This window comes from Pseudotenacibaculum sp. MALMAid0570 (assembly GCF_040151415.1).
GTDB lineage: Bacteria > Bacteroidota > Bacteroidia > Flavobacteriales > Flavobacteriaceae > Polaribacter.
Window position 1 is genome coordinate 71,449 of record NZ_JBDKWF010000043.1, and the last position, 17,374, is coordinate 88,822.

Annotated in this window: 13 protein-coding genes; 6 read left to right on the forward strand and 7 right to left on the reverse strand. The window is 33.9% G+C overall.

The annotated features are described in order from the left end of the window. Positions 1-52 precede the first annotated feature (52 nt). A complete protein-coding gene (locus tag AAON49_RS01775; protein WP_349552192.1) occupies positions 53-6,394 on the forward strand; it encodes a DUF8202 domain-containing protein in 6,342 nt (2,113 codons plus the stop codon). A 37-nt stretch (positions 6,395-6,431) separates the two neighbouring features. Here AAON49_RS01775 and AAON49_RS01780 read toward each other — a convergent pair whose 3' ends face one another. Continuing rightward, positions 6,432-7,565, reverse strand: a complete 1,134-nt coding sequence (locus AAON49_RS01780) for a cysteine desulfurase family protein (protein WP_349552193.1) — start codon at positions 7,563-7,565, stop codon at positions 6,432-6,434. Positions 7,566-7,581: 16 nt separating this feature from the next. Continuing rightward, positions 7,582-8,130, reverse strand: a complete 549-nt coding sequence (locus tag AAON49_RS01785; RefSeq protein WP_349552195.1) for a DUF8465 domain-containing protein — start codon at positions 8,128-8,130, stop codon at positions 7,582-7,584. A gap of 64 nt (positions 8,131-8,194) precedes the next feature. On the opposite strand from AAON49_RS01785, the gene AAON49_RS01790 reads away from it, so the two are divergent. Beyond that, positions 8,195-8,830 (forward strand): low molecular weight phosphatase family protein, encoded by a 636-nt coding sequence (locus AAON49_RS01790; protein ID WP_349552197.1) that lies wholly within the window; start codon positions 8,195-8,197, stop codon positions 8,828-8,830. Here the strand turns inward: AAON49_RS01790 and ppk2 (AAON49_RS01795) are convergent. Together ppk2 (AAON49_RS01795) and ppk2 (AAON49_RS01800) are read right to left on the reverse strand one after the other, a co-directional pair. Beyond that, on the reverse strand, positions 8,827-9,612 hold the full coding sequence (gene ppk2, locus AAON49_RS01795) for a polyphosphate kinase 2 (RefSeq protein ID WP_349552198.1): 786 nt from the start codon (positions 9,610-9,612) through the stop codon (positions 8,827-8,829). The genes AAON49_RS01790 and ppk2 (AAON49_RS01795) overlap by 4 nt on opposite strands. A gap of 1 nt (position 9,613) precedes the next feature. Continuing rightward, entirely contained in the window at positions 9,614-10,456 is an 843-nt protein-coding gene (ppk2, locus tag AAON49_RS01800) for a polyphosphate kinase 2 (RefSeq protein ID WP_502942884.1), read from the reverse strand. 109 nt (positions 10,457-10,565) lie between these two features. Between ppk2 (AAON49_RS01800) and AAON49_RS01805 the strand changes: the two genes are divergently transcribed. Continuing rightward, positions 10,566-11,513 (forward strand): lipid A deacylase LpxR family protein, encoded by a 948-nt coding sequence (locus AAON49_RS01805; protein WP_349552201.1) that lies wholly within the window; start codon positions 10,566-10,568, stop codon positions 11,511-11,513. Here AAON49_RS01805 and AAON49_RS01810 read toward each other — a convergent pair. Beyond that, positions 11,510-12,934, reverse strand: a complete 1,425-nt coding sequence (locus AAON49_RS01810) for an ATP-dependent DNA helicase (protein ID WP_349552202.1) — start codon at positions 12,932-12,934, stop codon at positions 11,510-11,512. The two genes, AAON49_RS01805 and AAON49_RS01810, sit on opposite strands and share 4 nt — an antisense overlap. A gap of 105 nt (positions 12,935-13,039) precedes the next feature. Between AAON49_RS01810 and AAON49_RS01815 the strand changes: the two genes are divergently transcribed. Genes AAON49_RS01815 through AAON49_RS01825 form a run of 3 tightly spaced genes read left to right on the forward strand, consistent with a single transcriptional unit; the run spans position 13,040 to position 15,109 of the window. After that, positions 13,040-13,780 carry a hypothetical protein gene (locus tag AAON49_RS01815; RefSeq protein ID WP_349552204.1) on the forward strand — a complete coding sequence of 247 codons (741 nt, stop codon included), beginning with the start codon at positions 13,040-13,042 and terminating at the stop codon, positions 13,778-13,780. Further along, complete coding sequence (locus AAON49_RS01820; RefSeq protein WP_349552206.1) at positions 13,758-14,573, forward strand: DUF3822 family protein; 816 nt, start codon at positions 13,758-13,760, stop codon at positions 14,571-14,573. The genes AAON49_RS01815 and AAON49_RS01820 overlap by 23 nt, the downstream gene beginning before the upstream one ends. Next, on the forward strand, positions 14,570-15,109 hold the full coding sequence (locus AAON49_RS01825) for an RsmD family RNA methyltransferase (protein WP_349552207.1): 540 nt from the start codon (positions 14,570-14,572) through the stop codon (positions 15,107-15,109). Before AAON49_RS01820 ends, AAON49_RS01825 begins: the two co-directional genes overlap by 4 nt. Here the strand turns inward: AAON49_RS01825 and AAON49_RS01830 are convergent. After that, positions 15,106-16,059 (reverse strand): AAA family ATPase, encoded by a 954-nt coding sequence (locus tag AAON49_RS01830; RefSeq protein ID WP_349552209.1) that lies wholly within the window; start codon positions 16,057-16,059, stop codon positions 15,106-15,108. The genes AAON49_RS01825 and AAON49_RS01830 overlap by 4 nt on opposite strands. After that, positions 16,059-17,348, reverse strand: coding sequence for a peptidylprolyl isomerase (locus AAON49_RS01835; RefSeq protein ID WP_349552210.1), 1,290 nt, complete (start codon positions 17,346-17,348; stop codon positions 16,059-16,061). The genes AAON49_RS01830 and AAON49_RS01835 overlap by 1 nt, the downstream gene beginning before the upstream one ends. Positions 17,349-17,374 lie beyond the last annotated feature (26 nt).

Sequence of the window (17,374 nt, forward strand, 5' to 3'; positions counted from 1 at the left end):
ACACGAATTAAATACCTTCCTCTGTCTTCTTTAGGAATCTGAATATCAAAATGTGCTTTACCGTCATTTCCTGTATCAATTGTCTTTGTTTTATAAGGTCTATGATATCTATGAAACTTCTACAGATAGTGGAGTTGCAGCAAATAGCCCTGAAAACACTGATAGTAACGGAGGCGCAGATTACTTAGATATCGATTCAGATAATGACGGAATCCCAGACAATGTAGAAGCACAAACTACTCTAGGTTATACAACTCCTACTGGAAATGTAGGTGAAAACGGTGTAGACTCTGCCTATGAAAATGTAGATACATATACACCTACTGGAATTACGATTACCAATACAGACATAACAGATGAACCTGACTACCGAGATAGTGATTCTGATAATGATGGAACTCCTGATATTGAAGAAAACGGTGAAGGAAATGTGTTAAGTGGTTCAGATACTGATGGTGATGGATTGGATAATAACTTTGATGCAGACAATGTAAATTATGATGTTAATGATAATATAAATACTCCTTCTACAGATCTTCCTGATGTTGATGCTGATGTGAATTCTGGAGGTGACGTAGACTTCAGAGATGATGTAACAGGGTTGGATTCTGATGGAGATAAAATCCCTGACACTGTAGATATAGATGATGATGATGATGGAATTATAGACACAGAAGAATGTAATTCAGTCAATACCCCAGCAGGTGGTGCCAATGCAATTACTGTTGATGTAGGTGTGAATAGAGAAACAGAAATTTTGGATGGAATTCAAAATGGTGGAAATGGTGCTAGAATGAATAACACAAATGATGTCTTAGTACTTCAGTTAAGAGCTGGAGACGCTATTGTACCAGCAGGAACAGTAATTACTGTAACAACTACAGCTTCAAATACTGCCGATAAGCAACTTCTTTTCCAACAATCTGATGCTTCTGGTAATAATACTTCTAATGACTGGAATGTAACCTATAACATGACTCCTGCAGGAGATCAAGATTTTACAGGAAGTGGAAATGTTACAATTCACACAGTAACATATACTCTAGCAACTGATGCAACTCATATCAGAATTAGTATGCCTACAAGAGCTGGTGGTAGAATTAATATGGATTACCTTGAGTATGCTGCCTTTAGTACCTGTGATTTTGTAAATACAGATACAGATAGTGATGGTATTCCAGATTATTTAGACATCGATTCAGATAATGATGGAATTATTGATAATTACGAAGCTCAATCAACTGCTGGTTATGTAGCAAAATTAGGAACTGACTCTGATGGTGATGGTTTAGATGACGCTTATGATGATGATTTAGGAGGAGCAGCGAACTCAAATGGAATATTGCAATCAGAATGGATTAATACTGATGGAAGTTTAACCAATTCAGATACCATTCCAGATCATTTAGATATCGATTCTGATAATGACGGAATCCCAGATAATATAGAAGCGCAAACCACAACAGGATATACTGCTCCTAACGGAGTTCCTGGAGCCAATGGTTTAGATAGTGCATATGATTTTAATGACTCTTTTGCTAATACTGGTTTATCTACTACACTCATCAATACTGATGGTGATGCTGAACCTGACTATAGAGATACAGATGCCGATGGAGATGGAACCAATGATGATGCCGAAGGTAGAACAGGAGTCCCTACTTGGGTTGGAACAGATACTGATGGTGATGGATTAGATGATGGCTATGAAGGAGGAACAAATAATGATGGTTTTGTTGTTAATGACGGAATTACCTCACCTTCTACTTCTGGATTAATTGATGCGGATGCGGATGCTACCACAACTGGGGATGTAGATTATAGAGATACACTTGCAGGAACCGATACTGACGGTGATGGAATTGTAGACACCATAGATATTGATGATGATAATGATGGAATCTTAGATACTGTAGAAGGAGAAGTAGCCGATTTTGATGGCGATGGAATTCCTAACTCACTGGACATGGATTCAGACGGTGATGGAATTTTAGACAATGTAGAGGCACAAGCTACTGGTTCTTTCCAAGCACCTCCAACAACTGGAATTGCAGCCGCAGTTGGGGCAAATGGATTATTTAGTATTTATGAAAATAACGATACTCCTAGCGCTACAGGACTAACTCCTCATGTAACCACAGCAACAGATACCACTCCAGATTATTTAGACATTGATACAGATGATGATGGCATTCCAGATAATGTAGAAGCACAAACTACAACAGGATATACCGCTCCATCTGGAACGGTTGGGTTGAATGGTGTAGATACTGAATACGAAAACAATGATACATTTACCGCAGTTGGTTTAACTCCAAATAACCATGACGGAACAGACGAACCAGATTATAGAGACACTGATTCAGACAACGACACAACCAATGATGCTGATGAAAACGGTATTACCCAAAACGGTGGTGGAGCTGCTGATGCCGATGGTGATGGTTTATTAGACAATTGGGAAGGTTCTGATGCTACGGCAGGAGAAGCCTACGATGTAAACGACGAAATTAACACGCCCGTTAGCGATCTCTTAGATGCGGATGGAGATGGTGCTACTACTGGCGATGTAGACTATAGAGATGATGTCATATTTATTGATACCGATGGCGATGGTGTTGGTGATGATGTAGATATTGATGATGATAACGATGGAATTCTCGATATCAATGAAGATGCAGTAGGAGACGGTGATTTTGATGGTATACCTAACCGATTAGATATTGATTCCGACGATGATGGTATTCCAGATAACGTAGAAGCGCAATTAACTGTTGGGTATATTGCCCCTTCTGGTTCTGGTGCTGGAATTACAGATGCCGATGGCGATGGATTAGACGACAACTATGACAGTAATACTAGTGATATCTCTACAGGAGCTTCTGTTGGATTAGTGGCTGTGAATACAGATAATATTACTGGAAACAATACAGATGCAAATCCAGATTATTTAGATACAGATTCGGATGGTGATGGAACTCTAGATATCAACGAAAATGGAAATGCAAATACTCTTACAGGAACCGATACGGATGGTGATGGATATGATGATGCTTTTGAAGGTGTCTTAAATGACGCTGATGTAAATGATGATGTCAATAATCCAGCTACAGATCTTCCAGATATTGATACTGATGTAAACATTGCAGATAGTGTTCAGCCAGATGCAGCTGGATATAATGATGTTGACTATCGTGATATCGATGATGATAGATCTCCTCCTTCAGTTTCTGGAAACATTCTTTGGTTACGTGCAGATATTGGTGTGACTGGAGTCGCAGAAGTAACCAACTGGGCCGATCAATCTGGAAGTGGATTCAATGCCACTAATACAGGTACGGGGCCTGCCAAATTAGGTGATGGCGTAGCTACAGATGGATTAAACTTTAATCCTACCATCCAGTTTACCGAAGCTTCAAGTCAAGATCTTGAAATTACTGGTGGTGGTGTTCTAGGTAATGCTACAAATTATGATCATATATGGATTTATGCTGTAACAGAATCTAACTCGGCAACAAATGCATCTCATGCATTTTCCAATGCTGTAACTGGTGGAAATGTAGAGTTAGAAGTTCCTACTACTGGTAGTTTACTCTCATTGGATAATGCCACTGGTACTACCTTAACAACTGCTTGGGGAGGTACAGCAAACGTATTCAATATTTGGAATGGTGGTTCTTCTTCTGGAACCTCTACTCCATCAGGAACCAACAAAGCCATCTATAGAGATGGATTGCAATTAGCAACCAACAATACAGGAGCTGGCGTTCAGTTTACATCTAACAATAGTTCTTCTTTTATTGGTTCTGATGCTTCTGGTGCTAATTTCTTTGACGGTCAGATTGCTGAGATCATGGTCTTTAATACAGCACCCACCAGTGCAGAGCAACAAAAAATACAATCGTATTTAGCAATCAAGTATGGTATTACTCTTAATCAAACTGATAATGATGCTACCATTGATGAAGGTGATTATGTAATTGATGGTTCTCCAGATGTAATTGTTTGGAATGAATCTGACAATAGTACCTATCATAATGATGTAGCCGGTATTGGTCGTGATGATGGAAAGTTCTTAAATCAAAAACAATCTCGTTCTATCAATTCTAGTTCTGTGGTAACTATTGGATTAAGCTCTATTGCTGCTAATAACGGAAGTAATAGCAATAGCTTTAATGGTGACGCCTCATTCTTAATGTGGGGTCATAATGGAGTTACTGTTAACAATACAAATACTTCTGCAGTAACATTACTTTGTGAAAGTGAACTACAACTCGATAGAGAATGGAAAATTGTGGAAACAGGTTCTGTAGGTTCTGTTGAAATTGCAGCTGTGCAGTCGACAATTGATGCAGCTCTAACTACTCCTACTACTGAAGTAATTGTCCTTAAAATTGCAGACGATGCAGACTTTACATCCAATGTAAAACACATTCCTGTATCTACTAGAACTATCAATGGCGTTGCTCATTATGTAGCTACTTTTGATTTTGATGGTACTAAATACTTCACCTATTCTGAAGTGCTGGGAATCTTCTGGAATGGTGATGCTAATGCTTGGACTGGTGGTGCTGGAACCTCAAACGCCCCTGCTATAGATGCAATTGGTGGTGGAATTGATGGCGGTAAGGTATTGGTAATTGATGCTGAAACTTCAGGAACTAATGCAGTAATGACTGCTAGTGCTAATGTAGAGTGTTTATGGGTAAAAGCGAATTCGAAGCTTGTTATCAACAATGATCTATTTATCGAATTCAATCAAGACTTTATCTTAGATGGTGAAATCAGATTGATTGGTGATGCTCAATTAGTACAATCACACACAGGACTTTCTAATGTGCAAGGAAATGGGGTTATCTACAGAGATCAAGAAAGTAATGTACCAAGCGTCTATAGATATAGTTATTGGTCTTCTCCTGTAGTAGCAGCTTTAGGAAACACCACCTACTCTACCTCAACGGTAATGTTTGATGGAACAACACCTACTTCTGAAAATTCAACAACTCAAGCAATTAATTGGCAAAACTGGAACGGTGCAATTTCTTCTTTGAATAGTGCTCCTACAAATCCTATTACCATTGCTACTTGGTGGATATATGCATACTTTAATGGTGTAGATAGAAATGACTGGTCGCAAAGATTAAGTACAGGAAATGTAAATATTGCAGAAGGATTTATCATGAAAAGTACAGGAAGAGCTCCTCAGAACTTTACATTTATGGGGTCTCCAAATGACGGAGACTACACCAAAGTGTTAACCCCTGGTACTACTTCACTACTTGGAAATCCATATCCTAGTGTGATAAATACACAGCAATTCATTACAGACAATGATGCTGTAATTGACGGAACATTATACTTCTGGGAACACCAAGGTGAAAGTACTACAGATTCACAAGTAGAAGGTCACGGTAGATTTGGATATATTGGTGGATATTCTCAACGTAACTCTGCAATGGGTGTGGCTGCAAACTCTGTAACCGATGGAACTGCAGGTCTAGGTGAAGGAACCTATACGGCTCCTCCTCAATACATAGCTGTAGGACAAGGATTCTTTGTTTCTGCTCCGGCTAACAAAGGAGGAACACTAACATTCCAAAACTCTCAAAGGGAGGCTAATACAAACAATGTATTCTTTAGAAACAGTCAAGTCACTCTTCCTAATTTTAAACTAGGAATGGACTATATAGACAATGGAATACGTTTTGACCCTGATAATGGTAATTTACTACCTCCTGTTGCTGGATTTGAAAACTTTGCTGTGCATAGACAATTAGGTATCAACTTTAAACAAGGAAACACATTTGAATATGAAAGTGGTTTTGATAGTCAAACTTTCGACTTGCAACCAACTGACATGTTCTGGGATTTTGAAGAAATTGATTCTAACCTTATTATTGCAGGTGTGGGTGCTTTAAGTGCTGAACTACAAGTTCCTCTTGGAATTCAAATACAAAGTGATGATCCTATCTCTATAATGATTGATGAGAAAGAAAATATGGATGGATACAATATCTATCTTGGCGATCTTGTTACTGGATTATTGTACAACTTAGAAAATCCTATAGAGTTAGATCTTCCTAAAGGAACCTATACAGATCGTTTCATTTTATTATTTGGAGGTACAGCCTTAAGTAATGATGATATTCCTTTCTTACAAGATTTCAATGTGTTTATGAACAATACTACAGATCAAATTATTATCCGAAACAATAATAATTCTGTTATCAAAAAAGTGGAGTTGTTTAACATTCTTGGGCAACCAATTAAAACTTGGAATAACCTTGATAATAGTACTGTTCAAACTCTTGATGTAATAGCTCCTACTGCAATTTACATTGTAAAAGTCACTACTGACAAAGGAGAGATAACTAAGAAAGTTGTGGTAGATTAAATAAACAATTAAAATACTTTGAAATTAAAAGAGTTGCTTATAGCAACTCTTTTAATTTTTGTAGTGTATAGTCTATTTCTTCTTTTGATGTTTTTCTACTAAAAGAAAAACGAACTGAAGTAAATTCTTGATCTTCATCACTGAGAATTTCATGCAAAACATGTGAGCCTACATTGCTTCCACTTTGGCAAGCACTTCCTCCTGAAACTGCTATTCCATGTAGATCTAAACTAAATAATAGCATTTCATTTTTTATAGGTAGTAACACATTTAAAATAGTACAACTACTTTCATCTAGATTAGATGATTTACCATTAAATCGAATTTTAGAATTTATTTTATTGAGTTCAATCATAAAATAACTCTTAAGCTCATTCATGTATTTTTTATCTTCTTCAAGAGAGGCTGAAGCTAATAACAACGCTTTTTCCATCCCTAAAATGCTATGTACATTTTCTGTACTTGACCTAGCTCCTTTTTCTTGATCTCCTCCATGCAACATTGGCTGAATGCCGTACCCTTTCTTAAAATAAGCAAAACCTACTCCTTTGGGGCCATGAAACTTATGTGCGCTTGCAGTTATAAAGTCTACAGGAGTTAATTGTAAATCAATTTCATAATGTCCTATAGCTTGAACAGTATCTGAGTGAAATAATGCATTATGTTCTATGCAGATTTTTGAAACTTCTCCTAAAGGTAAAATTGTGCCAATTTCATTGTTGATATACATTAAGCTAACCAACGTTTTTTTCTCTGAACTTTGTAACAGCTGTTTTAAATGATGTAAGTTAGGTGTACCACAATTATCTACATCTACATAATCAATTTCTACGTTGTATTCTTTTTCAAGAAATTCAGCAGTATGAATTACAGCATGATGTTCTATTTTAGACGTAATAATTCTAGTTACATCTAAATTAACTACTGCATTGTGAAGAATTAAATTATCAGCCTCAGTACCTCCAGCAGTAAAAATGATTTCTGAAGCAGTTACATTAAATATTTTAGCAATATTCTTTCTGGCGTTTTCAACAGTATTCTTAGCCTTTCTTCCAAACTGATGTGTTGAAGACGGGTTTCCAAAATTTTCTTGCATAGACTCATGCATCACCTGAATCACTTCAGGATCTATAGGTGTTGTTGCTGCATTGTCTAAATAAACATTTTTCATCTTGCAAAAGTATTAATTAAGACTTAGAATTTTGGAAAATATAAACTTCAGTTGCTCCTAGCCCGTATTTTTGATATGAAGCATCATAAAAATCAACAGGGTATTTCTTTAATAAGTATTGCAATTCACTTTTCAAAACTCCTTCTCCTACTCCATGAATAAAGATCACTTTTGAAAATCTATTGGCTATTGCATATTCTAGTTTTCGTTTAGCAGTTTCAATTTGTAAAGAAAGCATGCTATAATTATCCATTCCTTTTACATTATCAACCAGTTGATTGATATGTAAATCTACTTCAAAAACAACGTTACTATTTTGTTTTTTAAAGTGCGTCTTTTCTTTTTTTCTCTCGCTTTTTTTATCTTTAAAAAGAGGGTTGTTAATATCTGAATACTTTGTTAGTTCTCTTTGATCTTCTTTAATCATCACCAATTCATCAGAGTGGAATTGATAAATCATTCCTTCAGAATCTTTCACATAAATAGTATCGCCATTAACAGACGTTACGATTCCTTTTAAAACATCATCAATAACTGCTACTTTAGCTCCAATCTCAAAACGCATTCTTAACCTTTACTTAATATCTTAATTTATAACTAAGTTATAACTTTGCAACAAAAGTAATAAGATGATCAAAACTGATCCCACGAAGGTTCAAGATTTCTTTGAAAGTAGTCATAAGAAACTTTCATTAAATGAAGATAGAAAAGATTTATTGATAAATATTGCTGATAAAATTGCAGAAGTTTATCAATCTAGTAATCAGAATGTAAGTGTGAATTTTATTTGCACACACAATTCCAGAAGAAGTCAATTGGGGCAAGTTTGGACGTACTTTGCTTCTAAATACTTTGATTTAAATATAAACGCCTACTCTGGTGGAACTGAGGTAACCGCTTTTCATAGAAATACGGTACAAACACTAAAACAAACTGGGTTTATTTTTAATGTGAAAGAGTTTTCTCATCAAAATCCTGTTTATGAAATTTATTTTGACAAAGCGCAAGATTGTATTCTAGGGTTTTCTAAAATCTTTGATAATCCTACAAATAAAGCTCCTTATATAGCAGTTACTACTTGTAATAGTGCGGATGAGAATTGTCCTTTTATAGCAGAGGCTATTCATAGGTTTCATCTTCCTTATACAGACCCAAAATATGCTGATAATACTTTAGAACAAGACGATGCTTATTTAAAGACTAATAAAGAAGTAGCTTCTGAGATCTATTTTATTTTTGATAGAGTTAAATCTTTGATAAGTTAGATTTCAATATCCTTATTATAAGGTATTCTCTTCAAGATGTGATTTATAGCGTTCACTCTTGCTTCTGTTTTTCTATTGGCTTTGATAACTTTCCAAGGTGAATTTTCTGTATTTGTTTTTTCAAACATACTGTCTTTGTATTTGGTATACTCATCCCAAAGCTCTTGAGCTTTTTCATCTACAGGAGACATTTTCCATTGTTTTAGAGGATCATTTTTAATTTCATCGAAACGTTTTGCTTGCTCTTTTTTGGAGATAGACATGTATATTTTAACTAAATGAATTCCAGAATCAAGAATCATTCGTTCAAAATCGTTTACTTGAGTCATAAATATTTCATATTCCTCTTGAGTACAAAATCCATTTACGGGTTCTACAACAGCTCTATTATACCAGCTACGATTAAAGAACACTATTTCTCCTGCTTTAGGTAATTGTTGAATATAACGCTGAAAATACCATTGAGTTTGTTCATCTTCACTAGGTTTTGGAAGTGCAACAATTCTTATATGTCGTGGGTTAATTCTTTCTGTAATTCTTCGTATTGCTCCTCCTTTTCCAGCTGCATCTCTCCCTTCAAAAATGATTACAATACGTTCATTATTTTCAATAGCCCATGTTTGTAACTTAATAACTTCAGTTTGCAATTTTTTAAGCTTACGCTCATAATCTATATAACGCAAAGCTCTCTCTACATTCAATTGCTTTCTAGAAAGTAAGGCTATTAATGCTTTGTTAGAGTTAAGTTTTTTAAGCTCTAAAGGTGTTAGTTCTCTATCCATATTAATCTATCTGAAATGCAGATCTGTAATAACGCATTACTACATTAGGGTCTGGTGTTAATGTTGTTAATGCCTCGTTCTTTCCTTCGTAATTAAACTTAGACAATACGTATCGCATAGCTTCTAATCTCGCAACTTTCTTATTATTGGTTTTGATAATCATCCAAGGACAATAAGATGTGTGAGTTTTACTAAACATCTCTTCTTTATAGTGTGTGTATTTATCCCAAAGTTCCTGTCCTTTTTTATCAACTGGACTAAACTTCCATCGTTTTAATGGGTTGGCGTTTCTAGCATCAAATCTTCTTAATTGTTCTTCTTTAGAGATGGAAAGCCAAAACTTAATGATAATCAAACCATCTTCATAAAGCATGTGCTCAAATTCTGGAACTTGAACTAAGAATTCTTTATATTCTTTGTCGGTGCAAAATCCCATAACTGGTTCTACAACAGCTCTATTGTACCAACTTCTATCAAAAAACACAATTTCACCTGGATTAGGCAATTCTTTGATATATCGTTGAAAATACCATTGTCCCCTTTCTACGTTTGTTGGTTTATTTAAAGCTACTAACCTTGAAGATCTTGGGTTTAGATGTTCCATAAACCTTCGGATATTTCCTCCTTTACCAGCGGCATCTCTCCCTTCAAAAATAATAGCAACTCTTTTGTTCTCTTTTAAAACCCATTGCTGAAGTTTAACAAGCTCGATTTGCAAATGCCTTAACTGTTTCTCATAGGCTAAAGTATCTACAATCTTTTGATGTGGAATTCCTTTTTTCTGTAAGATAGAAATCAGATCGCTATCTGTTGATGAGTTTAAAAAATCATCGGAATTTAACATAGGTTTTGAGTTGGTCATTTTTAAATTTAAGAGAGGCTTAAAAATATTACTTTTTTTTAACACATTTTACAACTTCTTGTTTTATTAACATATCCTATATTTGCTGACTATGAGGGTAAAAATATTTCTGCTATTTTTCTTTGTTACTTCTTCTTTAATCTCACAACAAAAATTCTCAAAAGAATTTAGTTTAGTAACAGATAATGACCTTTATGTCTCAACTGTAAAAGACCAATACTATACTAATGGTTTATTTCTAACTTACAGATATTTATCATCTAATAAAGGTGAGCTTAGCAAAAAGATATTTGAAATACAGATAGGTCATGAGATATATACTCCTTATAAATCTACGGTAACAACACTTGCCGAACATGATAGGCCATTTGCTGGTTATTTGTATGCTAATATTGGAGTTATTAGAGCTTATAAAACTCAATCTATCTTAAAAACAAATCTTCAGTTAGGAGTTTTAGGAGAAGATGCTTTAGGTGAAAACTTACAAAACTTCATTCATGATATTTATAACTTCAGAAGACCTTTTGGATGGAAATATCAGATTAGAAATACCTTGGCGCTTAATTTTGATACAGAATATATAAAGGCTCTAGATATTGATGATTCGAAACATTACGACATCAATTTCATGAGTAAACTGAGAATAGGAACTATTTTCAACGAGGTTACTGGTGGTTTTATTGGGCGTATAGGGTTTAAAGAATTACAGCCTATAGATAATTCTCTGGCTTTTAATACACATCTTAATAACGATCAAACTTCTTTTCAACGAGGTATAGAATCTTTTTTGTACTATAAAACTTCTCTTACTATTGTGGCATACGATGCTACAATTCAAGGAAGTCTATTTAATTCAAATAGCCCAGTAACTTATAAACCTAAATCTTTACGTTTTGATTTAGAATTGGGATTGAAGTTTACATCCAATAGATGTAATTTTGGATATGCATACCACTATCATAGCAACAAACTCAATAATCTAAGAAGAGACAAAGGAAATGATTATGGGCAAATTTTCTTTAGCTATTTGTTTAACTAGCTTTCAAAATACTCATCTTTAAAACCTATTAAGTATAATCTTTCTTTAGCTCTGGTAACAGCTGTATATAGCCATCGCAAATATTCTTTAGAGACTCCTTCTGGTAAATAAGGTTGTTCAATAAAAATAGTATTCCACTGACCTCCTTGTGACTTGTGACAAGTAATTGCATAAGAAAACTTTACTTGAAGCGCATTAAAGTATTTATTCTTTTTGATGGCAAGTAATTGCTTGTATTTAGATTTCTCATCAGCATAATCTTCTTTAACAGCTTCATAAAGTTTGTTAGACTCTTCATAACTTAACGAAGGAGTTTCACTGGTAAGCGTATCTAAAATAAGAACAGTATCAAATGGTTTTTGATCTGGATAATCAATCATTCTAATTTGAACTTCAGCAAAACGAAATCCGTATAGTTCTTTAATCGCATAAATCCGCATCACCTCGCAAGTATCGCCATTAGCAATAAAACCTGCAGCAGAGGAATCTTTTAACCAATAGTAATTATTCTTAACAATCATTACATAATCGCCTGTAGAGATTTCATTTTCCTGACCTCTTATTTTAGTTCTTATCTGTTGATTGTATTGGTTTGCTCGTTTATTAGATCTTACTATAAACGCGGTATCCTCTACTCCATCATTATCATAAGAAGTTGTAATTGCGTCTTGAATATCGTAGCCGTCAATAAGTCTAACAACATCTGGGAAATCGAGATGAAATTGAAAATGATTAGCATCATTCTCTATCAACATTCTTAACAAAGTAGCATTGGCTAATATTCCTGAGTTTTCATGTTGACGAGTAACCTCATTCAATTCGATTTCTTTTACGTTCTTATGATAATCTATCTCAAGACGATCTTGCTCAAGAGCTGGACTAACCGATAATTTTACTGGAGGTAATTGTGCTGTATCTCCAATCAAAACCAACTTACACTGATGACCTGAGTATACGTAAGAAATTAAATCGTCTAACAAAGAACCGTTTTCAAATAGCTTAGAGTTCTGTGGTCTATCCGGAATCATAGAAGCTTCATCTACAATAAAGATTGTATTTGTATGCTTATTAGGTTGTAAAACAAAATCTACAGAACCATTCTGTTGCTTTTTAGGGAAATAAATTTTCTTATGAATTGTTAATGCTTGCCTCTTTGAGTAGCCTGAGATTACTTTTGCTGCCCTACCTGTAGGGGCTAATAAAACGGCTTTTTTTCCGGTTCTCCAAAGATTGTTCACTAAGGTACTAATAGTGGTAGTTTTTCCTGTACCGGCATATCCCTTTAATAAGAAAATAGATTGGTTGTCTTTAGAAAAAATAAAGTCTACCAACAAATGGAATAATTCTTGCTGTTTTGAAGTAGGATCGTATGGGAACTTTTGGATTAATTCCTTGTGAAAATCAGTTGCGTTTTTAAGCATAAAAAATTAAAACGTTAAAGATACACCGAATTGTATTCAAAAATTTTTATCGTTAAAAAAAAATTGTAGATTTGCGAGAAGTGTAGAATTATATAAATATAAAAAATGATCGTACTTATTCTTTTAGCCATAGTAGTAGCAATTGCTCTATCTTATGTAATAGTTAAATTTTTACCTCTTAAGTTAAGATGGGTAGCTTCGCTAGTGTTGTTAATTGCAGCTGTTTTCTTAGTTTATAAAATTTATGACGGTGTAATGAAGCCAATTAATTTTGATAAGAAGAAAACTAAGCGTTTTGCTCAGGTTATTAAAAATTTAAAAATCATCAGAGATGCTGAAGTAGCATATTATGAAGTAAATGGTGATTATACTAAAGATAAAGCAGCCTTAATTCGTTTTATTGATACTGCTCAAAGAGCCATCGTAGAAACTCGTGATACTGTAGTGAAAGTAAATAAAGGTTCTAAATGGCAACCTGTTATGGTTGACGTAGAAAAACGAGTAAAAGACACTATTGGTTATGAACCAATTTTAGACGATTTTAAAGATAGAGACTATAAGAACATGTTTATTGTTCCTGGAGTTGATGGAAAAGAATTTGAACTTGAAATTGGTAAAGTAGAAAAAGTTCAAGGATTAGAAGTTCCAGTATTTGAAGCTAAGACAGGGAAAGCTGATATTTTAAAAGGAATGGATGCTTCATTAATAAAACAAGAATTAGAAGCCGTAACTACTGATGAGATTAAAGGAGAATACATCTCTGTAGGATCTTTAACAGAAGTTACAACTGGTGGTAACTGGCCTCCTTCTTACGATAAAGGGAATGCAGCAAAAAAAGATAACTAGATCTATAGACAATATTTCTAAAAGAAAATTATCCATCCAATTCAGTTTGGATGGATTTTCTTTTTGTATTTCTAATTATGAGGATAAGATTTATCATTTCTCTTCCTATGATTTTGAAGAAAAGCTATCTTCTCCAGAAATTATTCTAGAAAAAATTCAACATATTTTTGAAAGTAACGCGGATTTACAAGACGATTTTGAATCTGTTTTAGTTATTCATGAGAATAACTTAAATAGCTTTGTTCCTAATGAATATTTTAAAGAAGAAGCCTTAAAAGACTACCTTAAATTTAATATTAAAACAATTAGAACCGACTTTGTTGCTTTTGATGATTTAGAACAGCAGCACATAAAAAATGTATATGTGCCGTATGTAAACATCAACAACTTTCTCTTTCAAAATTTTGGTTCTTTTGAATACAAGCATCATACAACTATTTTAGTTGAAAAACTTCTTAAAACTTCTGGTAAAGAGGGCTTTAATTTTTACATCAATGTAGGTAAGAGTTCATTTGACCTAGTTGTTGTGGAGAACAAAAAACTTGTTCTTTACAACTCTTACGAATACAATAGCAAAGAAGATTTTATTTACTATATCTTATTTGCTTTTGAACAATTAAAACTAGACCCAGATAAGACTCCTATTACTTTTATGGGAAACATCAACAAAGAATCTGATCTCTACAAAATTGTTTATAAATACGTAAGAAATCTAAACTTTATAACTACCAACTCTTTAATAGCAGATGGTAAAGAGATAGAAAATCATTCAAATTTCATATTGCTAGGATGAGAATTATTTCAGGAAAATTAAAAGGAAGGAGAATTACTGCTCCTAAAAATCTACCTGTAAGACCTACAACAGATATGGCTAAAGAATCTCTTTTCAATATCTTAAACAATCTGTATTATTTTGACGCTATTTCTGTCATCGACCTTTTTTCTGGAACTGGAAATATAGCATATGAATTTGCCTCTAGAGGAACTCAAGATATCTATGCTATTGATGGTAATTTTGGTTGTGTTAAATTCATTCATAAAACCGCTAAAGAGCTAGATTTACCTATTCATCCATACAAAAGTGATGTATATAAATTCTTAGAGAAAACCAATTTAACAGCCGATGTAATCTTTGCAGATCCTCCTTACGGACTGGAAGTAGAAGATTTTTTAAAAATTGTGAATCTTACTTTTGAAAAAGGACTATTGAATGATGATGGGATACTCATTATAGAGCATTCTAAACACATGGATTTATCCGAACACGAACAGTTTAGTTATGCTAAAAAGTATGGTGGAAGTACCTTTAGTTTTTTTGAAGCCCCTTAAAGTAACGAAGTAATAATATCTGAAACAGTTATGTTTTCTGCTTCAGCTTTGTAATTCTTTACAATTCTGTGAGATAGAATAGGAATAGCTACTGCTTTTACATCCTCAATATCTGGTGAATATTTTCCGTGAATAGCTGCATGTGCTTTCGCTCCTAAAATTAAGTTCTGAGAAGCTCTCGGTCCTGCACCCCAATCTAAGTATTTTTGTACCATTTCTGGAGACTTAGGATTCTTAGGCCTTGTATTTCCTACTAGGTTTACTGCGTATTCGATTACGTTATCAGCAACAGGTACTTTTCGAATTAATTGTTGAATTTCTAGAATATCATTTGCTGAAAAAATAGCATTAGCTTTTGCTAATTCATTAGAAGTTGTACTCTTTACAACCTCAACTTCTTCTTGAAAACTAGGATACTCAAGATTGATAGAAAACATAAATCTATCTAATTGAGCCTCAGGCAAAGGATAGGTTCCTTCTTGTTCAATTGGGTTTTGAGTAGCCAAAACCAAAAATGGCGCATCTAATTTGTAGAGATGACCAGCAATAGTTACAGATTTTTCCTGCATTGCCTCTAGTAAAGCCGCCTGTGTTTTTGGTGGTGTTCTATTGATTTCGTCTGCAAGAATAATATTAGAAAAAATAGGTCCTTTGATAAAAGTAAATTGTCGCTCTTTATCTAATATTTCACTTCCCAAAATATCAGAAGGCATTAGATCTGGAGTAAACTGAATTCTCTTAAAGTTGAGACCTAAAGCATCAGATACAGTATTTACAAGAAGTGTTTTTGCTAAGCCTGGCACACCAATTAACAAAGAATGTCCTCCACAAAAAACAGAAAGTAAAACATAGTTAACGGCTTGTTCTTGCCCTATAATAACTTTCGCTATTTCTGATTTTAAACTTTGAAATTTGACAACCATGTTGTCTATTGCAGCAACATCAGACATTAGTTAGAACTATCTTTTTTCCAATTTTTTTCAAAAGTACATTTTTGAAAATCCTTGCTAATTTTAATATAAGTATCTCCTATTTTTTCTTTAGACCATTTTGCAATAGTCTCTTGTTTTTTCTTTTGTAAAGCTAGGCTTTGAACTTTTACGTAGTCATCAACTAAATCTGCAATGTGAGTATTAGTTCTTTCCTTCATTAAAATCATCTTGTACATCTTCTCTCCTTCTCTAGTTTCGTCATAGAAAATATCGGTGATTTCTCCTTTTTGTAAATTACTAACTCTTGCATACAAAGCAGGATCCATTCTTGTTAGATCGAAGGTAGATTCTCCTGTAAATTCATTCACTAATAAACCACCATTGTTCTTGGTATCTTTATCTTCTGAATGTTTCTTTACAGCTTCTTCAAAAGTCATCTTTCCTAATGTAATTTCATCTTTGATTTGCTGTAACTTTCTCTTAGTAGCGTCTAGTTTTTCTTGAGGAATTACAGGTTGCATCAATACATGTGAAGCTACTCTTTGTTCTCCTCTTATTTCATGTAATTGAATAATATGATATCCAAAAATAGATTTGAAAGGTTCAGAAACTTGCCCAACATCCAATGAGAAAGCTACTTCTTTAAATTCTTTGATAAAGTTGCTATTCTTTGTTACTGTGTATTTTCCTCCGTTTTGTGTTACTCCTGGATCATCTGAATTGATGATGGCTTTCATTCTGAAACTAGCTCCTTCTTCAATTTCTTTTTTGATTTGATTTAGCTTGTTTACAATCCTATCAATTTCTTTTTGATCTGGCTCTGCATAAATAATTAATTGTGCTAATTGAATTTCAGCTGGAAACTCAGGAAGTTCTCCTTTTTCTTTTAAGCCATTGTAGTAAATCCTAACCTCTTCTGGAGTTACATCTATATTTTCAGTGATTTTTTGTTGTTCTCTACGAATAAGCGCATTCTCTTTTTCTATTTTAAACAACTCTTTCTTAAGATCGTCAATATCGTTAAAACCGTATGCCTCAACAACTTTATCTTGTCCGCCATATTCTTGACTAAAATATTGAATGTTTCTTTCAACTTGTCCGTTTACCTCAGCATCAGAAACAACAACACTATCAATAACAGCATGATGTGCTAATAATTTTTGCAACATCAATTGCTCTAACATTTCGCAATCTGAAATTTTAATTTTTCCTTCACTACTATTCTCTAATTCAAGCTTAAACTTAGCTATATCAGAGTCTAATACTATATTCTTACCAACAACTACTCCTACTCCGTCGATTTTCACTTTCTGAGCTTGAATCGAAAAGGTTG

What these genes read in the sequence shown, in the direction of transcription:
- AAON49_RS01785 (WP_349552195.1), bottom strand. Translation starts at nt 8,130, where the DNA reads ATGCGTTTTGAGATTGGAGCTAAAGTAGCAGTTATTGATGATGTTTTA.
- AAON49_RS01805 (WP_349552201.1), top strand. Translation starts at nt 10,566, where the DNA reads ATGAGGGTAAAAATATTTCTGCTATTTTTCTTTGTTACTTCTTCTTTA.
- AAON49_RS01830 (WP_349552209.1), bottom strand. Translation starts at nt 16,059, where the DNA reads ATGTCTGATGTTGCTGCAATAGACAACATGGTTGTCAAATTTCAAAGT.
- AAON49_RS01790 (WP_349552197.1), top strand. Translation starts at nt 8,195, where the DNA reads ATGATCAAAACTGATCCCACGAAGGTTCAAGATTTCTTTGAAAGTAGT.
- ppk2 (WP_502942884.1), bottom strand. Translation starts at nt 10,456, where the DNA reads ATGTTAAATTCCGATGATTTTTTAAACTCATCAACAGATAGCGATCTG.
- AAON49_RS01815 (WP_349552204.1), top strand. Translation starts at nt 13,040, where the DNA reads ATGATCGTACTTATTCTTTTAGCCATAGTAGTAGCAATTGCTCTATCT.
- ppk2 (WP_349552198.1), bottom strand. Translation starts at nt 9,612, where the DNA reads ATGGATAGAGAACTAACACCTTTAGAGCTTAAAAAACTTAACTCTAAC.
- AAON49_RS01820 (WP_349552206.1), top strand. Translation starts at nt 13,758, where the DNA reads ATGCAGCAAAAAAAGATAACTAGATCTATAGACAATATTTCTAAAAGA.
- AAON49_RS01810 (WP_349552202.1), bottom strand. Translation starts at nt 12,934, where the DNA reads ATGCTTAAAAACGCAACTGATTTTCACAAGGAATTAATCCAAAAGTTC.
- AAON49_RS01825 (WP_349552207.1), top strand. Translation starts at nt 14,570, where the DNA reads ATGAGAATTATTTCAGGAAAATTAAAAGGAAGGAGAATTACTGCTCCT.
- AAON49_RS01780 (WP_349552193.1), bottom strand. Translation starts at nt 7,565, where the DNA reads ATGAAAAATGTTTATTTAGACAATGCAGCAACAACACCTATAGATCCT.